Annotated in this window: 3 protein-coding genes and 1 pseudogene; 3 read left to right on the plus strand and 1 reads right to left on the minus strand. The window is 71.9% G+C overall.

All coding sequences use genetic code 11. The annotated features are described in order from the left end of the window. The coding region (locus tag JNW91_RS27645) for an FAD-binding oxidoreductase (RefSeq protein ID WP_203178369.1) at nucleotides 1-1,218 on the plus strand (1,218 nt) is incomplete at its 5' end. 57 nt (nucleotides 1,219-1,275) lie between these two features. On the opposite strand, the gene JNW91_RS27650 is transcribed toward JNW91_RS27645, so the two are convergent. Continuing rightward, nucleotides 1,276-3,387, minus strand: coding sequence for a SpoIIE family protein phosphatase (locus JNW91_RS27650; protein WP_238425819.1), 2,112 nt, complete (start codon nucleotides 3,385-3,387; stop codon nucleotides 1,276-1,278). A gap of 252 nt (nucleotides 3,388-3,639) precedes the next feature. Between JNW91_RS27650 and JNW91_RS27655 the strand changes: the two genes are divergently transcribed. Both JNW91_RS27655 and JNW91_RS27660 read left to right on the plus strand, forming a co-directional pair. Then, nucleotides 3,640-7,455: a HAMP domain-containing protein gene (locus JNW91_RS27655; protein WP_203178371.1), complete on the plus strand. Its 3,816-nt coding sequence runs from the start codon at nucleotides 3,640-3,642 to the stop codon at nucleotides 7,453-7,455. After that, a pseudogene (locus JNW91_RS27660) lies at nucleotides 7,452-7,628 on the plus strand (response regulator); the annotation flags it as partial. The gene JNW91_RS27655 and the pseudogene JNW91_RS27660, both read left to right, overlap by 4 nt.

Genomic DNA, 7,628 nt, shown 5'->3' on the forward strand with positions numbered 1-7,628 from the left:
GTGCCCGGCGGCCCGCACGCCGCGGCCGAGGTGCTGGCGCTGGCCGCCGCGCACGACCTGACGGTGGTGCCCCGGGGCGCCGGCACGAAGATCGACTGGGGTGCCGCGCCGGTGCAGGTCGACATCATGCTCGACACGGGCCGGTTGGCCGGCATCGGTCACGAGCCGGCCGGCGCGCCGGTCGCCGAGGTGGGTGCCGGCACGCCGCTGCGGGCGGTGCAGGCGACGCTGGAACGCACCGGGCAGCGGCTCGCGTTGGACGCCCCGTCCCCCGGCGCGACCCTGGGCGGTGTGCTCGCCGCCGGTGAGGCCGGCCCACTGCGGCACCGCCACGGCAGCCCCTGCGACCAACTCCTCGGTGTCCGCTATCTCGGCGCCGACGGTGAGCTGGTCAGCGCCGGGGGCGGCGCACCCGGTCTCGACCTGGCCCGGCTGCTCTGCGGATCGCAGGGCGCGCTCGGCGTGCTGGTGTCGGCGAGCCTCCGGGTGCAGTCGATGCCGGCCAGCCGGCTGTGGGTGTCCCGTCCGGTGTGGACGCCGCTGGAGGTGCACGACCTGGTCCGGACGATCCTCGCCGCCCGCCTGGACCCGGCGGCGATCGAGCTCGACCTCCCCGCCGGTACGCCCCGGCCGCGTACGCCGTACCCGCCCGGCCATCCGTCCGCCGCCGCCCGGGAGCGCCACCCGTCGATGTCAGGTCGGTCCGGTGCCCCGTCCCGTGCGGGCAGCCTGGTGGTGCTGTTGGAGGGCGGCCCGGCCGATGTCACCGAACGCGCCGAACGCCTGGTCGGCATCCTGCATGGGGAGGCGACGGTCGCGCACTCCGCCCCGACGTGGTGGCGGCGTTACCCGTTCGCCCCCGGCGACACCGCGCTGCGGCTGGAGGTGCCGATCAGCGACCTGCACGCCGCCGTGTACGCGCTGCGCGACGCGGCCGGCACCCCGGTGCCGGTCCGGGGCTCGGCCGGGCTGGGCGTGGTGCACGCGGCGCTGCCCGGCGCGCTGGCCCCCGACCGGGTGGCGTCCATCCTGGCCGCCGTCCGTGGGGTGTTGGTGGCCCGGCAGGGTCGCTGCGTCGTGGTCTCCGCTCCCGCACCGGTCCGGCGGGCCGTCGACCTCTGGGGTGAGATCGCCGGCCTGGCCCAGTTGCGGGCCGCGAAGGAGCACCTCGACCCGGAGCACCGTCTCGCCCCGGGTCGTCTGCCCGGCGGTCTGTGACACCCGCGGGCGCGGTCGGTCCAGCCACCAGCACCGGCAGGGTGCCCGCCGCCGTGGTCAGACCGCGTCGTTGCGCAGCACCAGGATGGCGATGTCGTCGCGGGGCGGCTCGACCGAGAAGTTGATCGCGGCGGCGCGCAGTCGGGCGGCCACCACGTCGGCCGAGTAGCCGGCCAGTGGCGCGGCCGCGTCGCGCAGCCGGTCGGTGCCGAACAACTCCCGTCCGCGTCGCCGCTCGGTGACCCCGTCGGTGTAGAAGATGAGGGAGTCGCCCGGGGCGAGTGCGATCTGCGCGGTGGGTGAGGTGATCGTGTCGAGCAGGCCGAGCGCGGTGCCGCCGGTGCCGACGAACCCGGCGCCGCCCTTGCCGGCCAGCAGCACCGGCCGGTCGTGCCCGGCCAGGTGCAGCGCGACGTCCAGCTGGTCGCCGTCGCCGGGCCCGACCGCCGCCAGGGCCAACGTGCAGTACCGGCCGCCGCCCCGCTCGACCAGCGTCTCGTTGAGCCGGGCCAGCGCCTCCGGCAACGGCTTGCCGTCGCCGACCAGCACCCGGATCACGTCCCGGACCAGCCCGGTGACCGCGGCGGCCTGGACGCCCTTGCCCGAGACGTCGCCGATCACCACCAGCCAGCGCCCGTCGGGCAGCGGCACCACGTCGTAGAAGTCGCCGCCCACCTCCGCGTCGTCGCCGGTCGGGACGTACTCGGCGGCGAAGCCGATCCCGTCCACCAGCGGCAGCACCGGGGGCAGCAGGGACTGCTGGAGGGTCTGCGCCACCCGCCGGCGTTCGGCGTGGATGCGGGCGTTCTCGATGGCCAGCGCCGCCCGCCGGGCCACGTCCTCGAGGACGGCCACCTCGTCCGGGTCGTGCCGGTGCCGCTGATGCCGCCCCACGGCCAGGGTGCCGAGCCGCTGCCCGCGCGCGATCAGCGGGACCGCGAAACCCTCCATCGGCCCGCCGAGCGGGATCTGCGCCGCGCTGCGCGACGCCTCACGGAGCCGCGCCTGGATCGAATCCGGTCCGGTCTCCGCCAGCACCTTGTGCAGCTGGGGCAGCACCGACTCGTCGGCGTGGGTCGCCGCCGCCAACCGCAGCCGACCCCACTCGTCGGCGGTGTGCACCGCGCACCACTGGCCGAGCCGGGGCACCACCAGCTGTGGAATCAGCGCCATGGTCAACTCGACGTCCAGCGACTGGGCCAGCAGTTCGCTCGCCTCGGCCAGGAACGTCAACCACGCCTGCCGGCGGACGTCGGCCCGGCGCAGCCGGTCGTTCTCCAGGTGCAGTGACAGCCGTTCGGCGGTGAGCACCGCGAGGGGCCGGGCGTACGTGGACGGCGCGGCGTCCAGCTCCAGCTCCCCGCCGTACGGGCGGTGCACGGTCAGCGGCACCCGGAGCAGTTCGCTGTCGTCGCGCGGCTGTCGGCCGAAGCGGGCCAGCACCTGGCGGCCCTGCCCGTCGCCCCGGTCCAGGCGGATCACGCCGCCGGCCGCTCCCACCATCTCGGCGAGGCGGCTGAGCAGGCCGGTGGCGAAGTCGGGCAGCGGGTCGTCCGCGTACACGTCGGGGGCGGTCTGCATGAGCTCGCTCATGGCGCTGGCGCTCGGCGCGGCGCCGTCGACGGCCATCCCGGTCGGTGCCGCGCCGCCGCCGGAACCGGCGGCGCCGGGCGGGTCGGCGTCGGGGCGGTCCAGCCGGAACCAAACGCCCTTGCCGGTGGGCAGGTACGTGGTGCCCCAACGGCTGGCGAAGTGGTCGACCAGCAGCAGCCCTCGACCCCGCTCGGACACCTCGTTGATCTCGGTGGCGTCGTTGCGGGCGCCGACGGTCAGTTCGTCGCCCGACCCGGCCGCGAAGTCGGAGACGGTCACGGTGAGCCCCACCTCGTCCGCGACGACGTCGATGTCCAGTTCGGTACGGGCGTGTTCGACGGCGTTGGTGGTCAACTCCGTGGTGAGCAGCAGAGCCTCGTTGGCCAGCTCGTCCAGGTGCGCCTCGGTCAGCACCGAGCGGACCACCGCGCGGGCGGCGGCGGGGGTGCGCCGGTCAGCGGGCAGGCGCACATGCCGGACCGCCCCGTTCCGGGCCCCGGCCGTCGCGGGCCCCGCCTCGGCTGACACCCTCGTATCCTCCACCGTCCCCCCGCCGGGTGCCAAGCCGATCACCATCGCCCCGGACGAGGGAAGTGCTCGGCACCGACATCCTCCGCCCGGCTGCGTCGAATCGGGTCGGCGCGACGGGTCTGGGACCCGGGCGAGGTCTGCGACGCACCGTACCCGATCGGTCGTCCGCGGGCGGATCGGTGCGGCTGCCAGGCGGTCCGGCGGGTCGCGCACCCTGGCACTGCGGCGCGCCCGGGCACAATATGGGGTGGCCGGTGTGCCCGCACGGACCGGCACCCCCGAGTTGAGCGAGGAATGATGACCACGGCGAAGCAGTCGGTGGCGGATCCGTCCGCGTCCGACCACGAGGCGCTCCTCGGTGAGTTGACCGAGGCGCTGCGGCGAGTCCGTCGCGGCGACCTGAAGGTCCGGCTGCCCCGCCGCGCCGGTACGGCCGGTGAGGTGGCGGACGCCTTCAACGAGGTGGTCTCGCTCCAGGAGCGGCAGTACCTGGACCTGCGGCGGATCAGCCGGATCGTCGGCCGGGACGGCCGGCTCACCGAACGCCTGGACGACGAGGGACTGGACGGCTCCTGGGCGGAGGGGCAGCGGGCCATCAACTCGCTGATCGACGACCTGGGCCGGCCGACCACGGAGATCGCCCGGGTGATCGTGGCGGTCGCGGACGGCGACCTGTCGCAGCAGATGGCACTGGAGATCGACGGTCGGCCGCTGCGCGGTGAGTACCTGCGCATCGGGCGCACGGTGAACACGATGGTCGACCAGTTGTCGTCGTTCTCCAACGAGGTGACCCGGGTGGCCCGTGAGGTGGGCACCGAGGGCAAGTTGGGCGGTCAGGCCGACGTCCGGGGCGTCGCCGGCACCTGGAAGGACCTCACCGACTCGGTGAACACCATGGCGTCGAACCTCACCTACCAGGTGCGGTCGATCTCGCAGGTGTCCACGGCGGTGGCCAAGGGGGACCTCTCCCAGAAGATCACCGTGTCGGCCAAGGGTGAGGTCGCCGAGCTGGCGCACACCATCAACTACCTCACCGACACGCTGCGGCTCTTCGCCGAGCAGGTGACCCGGGTGGCCCGTGAGGTGGGCACCGAGGGCAAGCTGGGCGGTCAGGCCGAGGTGCCGAACGTGGCCGGCACGTGGAAGGACCTGACCGACAGCGTCAACTCGATGGCGTCGAACCTGACCGCCCAGGTCCGTAACATCGCGCAGGTTTCCACGGCGGTGGCGCGCGGTGACCTGTCACAGAAGATCACCGTGGCGGCGCAGGGCGAGATCCTGGAGCTGAAGGACACCGTCAACACGATGGTGGACCAGTTGTCGTCGTTCGCCGACGAGGTGACGCGGGTCGCGCGTGAGGTGGGCATCGAGGGCAAGCTGGGCGGTCAGGCCCAGGTGCGGGGCGTCTCCGGCACCTGGCGTGACCTCACCGAGAACGTCAACCAGCTCGCCGGCAACCTGACCAGCCAGGTCCGCAACATCTCCCAGGTCTCCACGGCGGTGGCGAAGGGTGACCTGTCGCAGAAGATCACGGTGGACGCCCAGGGCGAGATCCTGGAGCTGAAGAACACGGTCAACACGATGGTGGACCAGTTGTCGTCGTTCGCCGACGAGGTGACCCGGGTGGCCCGCGAGGTCGGCACCGAGGGCAACCTGGGCGGTCAGGCCCAGGTCAAGGGTGTCAGCGGTACGTGGCGGGACCTGACCGACAACGTGAACTCGATGGCGTCGAACCTGACCAGTCAGGTCCGCAACATCGCGTCGGTGACCACGGCGGTGGCGAAGGGTGACCTGTCGCAGAAGATCACGGTGGACGCGCAGGGCGAGATCCTGGAACTCAAGTCGACGGTCAACACGATGGTCGACCAGCTGTCGTCGTTCGCCGACGAGGTGACCCGGGTGGCCCGCGAGGTCGGCATCGAGGGCAAGCTCGGCGGTCAGGCGCAGGTCAAGGGCGTCTCCGGCACCTGGCGGGACCTCACCGAGAACGTCAACCAGCTCGCCTCGACGCTGACCACCCAGTTGCGGGCCATCGCCCAGGTGTCCACGTCGGTGACCCGGGGCGACCTGACCCAGCGGATCGCGGTCAAGGCGCAGGGCGAGGTCGCGGAGCTGAAGGACAACATCAACCAGATGATCGTCACCCTCCGGGAGACGACCAAGAAGAACGCCGAGCAGGGCTGGCTGGACTCCAACCTGGCCCGCATCGGTGGCCTGTTGCAGGGTCAGCGGGACCTGGGCGAGGTCTGCCGCATGATCATGACGGAGGTGACCCCGCTGGTCGACGCCCAGCTCGGCGCCTTCTTCCTCGCCGACGACACCGACGGCAGCATGCGGCTGCGGCTGACCTCGTCGTACGGGTACGTGGCGCGGGGGCACGACGTCACCTTCGGGCCGGGTGAGGGGCTGGTCGGGCAGACTGCCCTCTCCCGCCGGACGATCCGGGTCAGCGCCTCGCCGAACAGCCGGCTCACCCTGCGCTCCGGCCTGGCCGAGACACCCCCGTCCGACCTGGTGGTGCTCCCCGTGCTGTTCGAGGGGGAGCTGCTCGGCGTGATCGAGTTCGCCAGCGTGGCCGCCTTCTCCGAGCTGCACCTGTCGTTCCTGGAGCGGCTGGTGCTGACCATCGGCATCGCGGTCAACACCATCCAGGCCAACCGTCGTACGGAGGAGTTGCTGGCCCAGTCGCAGCGACTCGCCCACGAGTTGCAGGAGCAGTCGGCGGAGTTGCAGCGCACCAACGCCGAGTTGGAGGAGAAGGCCACTCTGCTGTCCGAGCAGAAGGGCAACATCGAGACGAAGAACCGGGAGATCGAGCTGGCCCGGCTCGGCCTGGAGGAGAAGGCGCAGCAGCTCACCCGGGCGTCGGCGTACAAGTCGGAGTTCCTGGCGAACATGAGCCACGAGCTGCGTACGCCGCTGAACTCGTTGCTGCTGCTGGCTCGGCTGCTGGCGGAGAACTCGGAGCAGAACCTCAACCCCAAGCAGATCGAGTTCGCCCGCACGATCCACAGTGCCGGCTCGGACCTGCTCTCGCTGATCGACGACATCCTGGACCTCTCCAAGATCGAGGCGGGCCGGATGGACGTCGAGCCCACCGAGATCCGCTTCACGGAGATCCGCGGTTACGTCGAGCAGGCGTTCGCGCCGCAGGCCGAGGAGAAGAACCTCGACTTCCAGGTGCGTGTGAGCAAGGATCTGCCGCCGGCGCTGGTCACCGACGCGCAGCGGTTGCAGCAGATCCTGCGCAACCTGCTCTCCAACGCGGTGAAGTTCACCGACAACGGCGCGGTGACACTGCGGATCGCCCCGGCGGCGGAGAACGCCGTCTTCGACGTGCCGGCGCTGACGAACGCCCAGCAGGTGATCGCGTTCACGGTGATCGACACCGGGATCGGCATCTCCGACGACAAGCTGTCGATCATTTTCGAGGCGTTCCAGCAGGCGGACGGCACCACCAGCCGTCGCTACGGTGGCACCGGCCTCGGTCTGTCGATCAGCCGCGACCTGGCTCGGTTGATCGGCGGCACCATCACGGTGTCGTCGGCGCCCGGTCAGGGTTCGACGTTCACGTTGTTCGTGCCGCAGGTGCTCGCCCCGGACGCGGTGGTCGCGCCTCAGCCGCCGTCCCCGCAACGCGCCGGTCTGCCGTCGTCGCTGCTGATGCCGCCGCTGGAGCTGTTGCCGGAGCGGCCGGAGGCGCCGGCCACGCGCCAGCTGGACGGCGCCACGGTGCTGATCGTGGACGACGACGTACGCAACGTCTTCGCCCTGACCAGCGCATTGGAGCTGCACGGGATGACCGTGCTGTACTCGGACAACGGGGCGGACGGTGTCCGCCTGCTGGCCGAGCATCCGGAGGTGGACATCGTGCTGATGGACGCCATGATGCCGGACCAGGACGGGTACGAGACCACCCGCCAGATCCGCCGCAACCACCGCTTCGCTGATCTGCCGGTCGTCTTCCTGACCGCGAAGGCGATGCCGGGCGACCGCGAGTCGGCCCTCGCGGCCGGCGGCAGCGACTACATCACCAAGCCGGTCGACCTGGACGACCTGATCGAGTTGATGTCGTCCTGGATCAGCGGCAGCCGGACCGAGGAGATTTCGTGACCCAGATGGCCAAGGCGCTGCTCGTGGACGACCGGCGGGAGAACCTGATGGCCCTGGAGGCGATCCTCCAGGGCCTCCCGGTCCAGTCGGTGGCGGTGGAGAGCGGCGAGGCGGCCCTCAAGCAGTTGCTGGTGGACGACTTCGCGGTGATCCTGCTGGACGCGCAGATGCCG

Source organism: Micromonospora parastrephiae, assembly GCF_016802865.1.
GTDB classification, from domain to species: Bacteria; Actinomycetota; Actinomycetes; order Mycobacteriales; family Micromonosporaceae; genus Micromonospora; species Micromonospora parastrephiae.

Excerpts from the sequence above, each read along its gene's own strand:
- JNW91_RS27650 (WP_238425819.1), bottom strand. The coding sequence starts at position 3,387 with ATGGTGATCGGCTTGGCACCCGGCGGGGGGACGGTGGAGGATACGAGG.
- JNW91_RS27655 (WP_203178371.1), top strand. The coding sequence starts at position 3,640 with ATGACCACGGCGAAGCAGTCGGTGGCGGATCCGTCCGCGTCCGACCAC.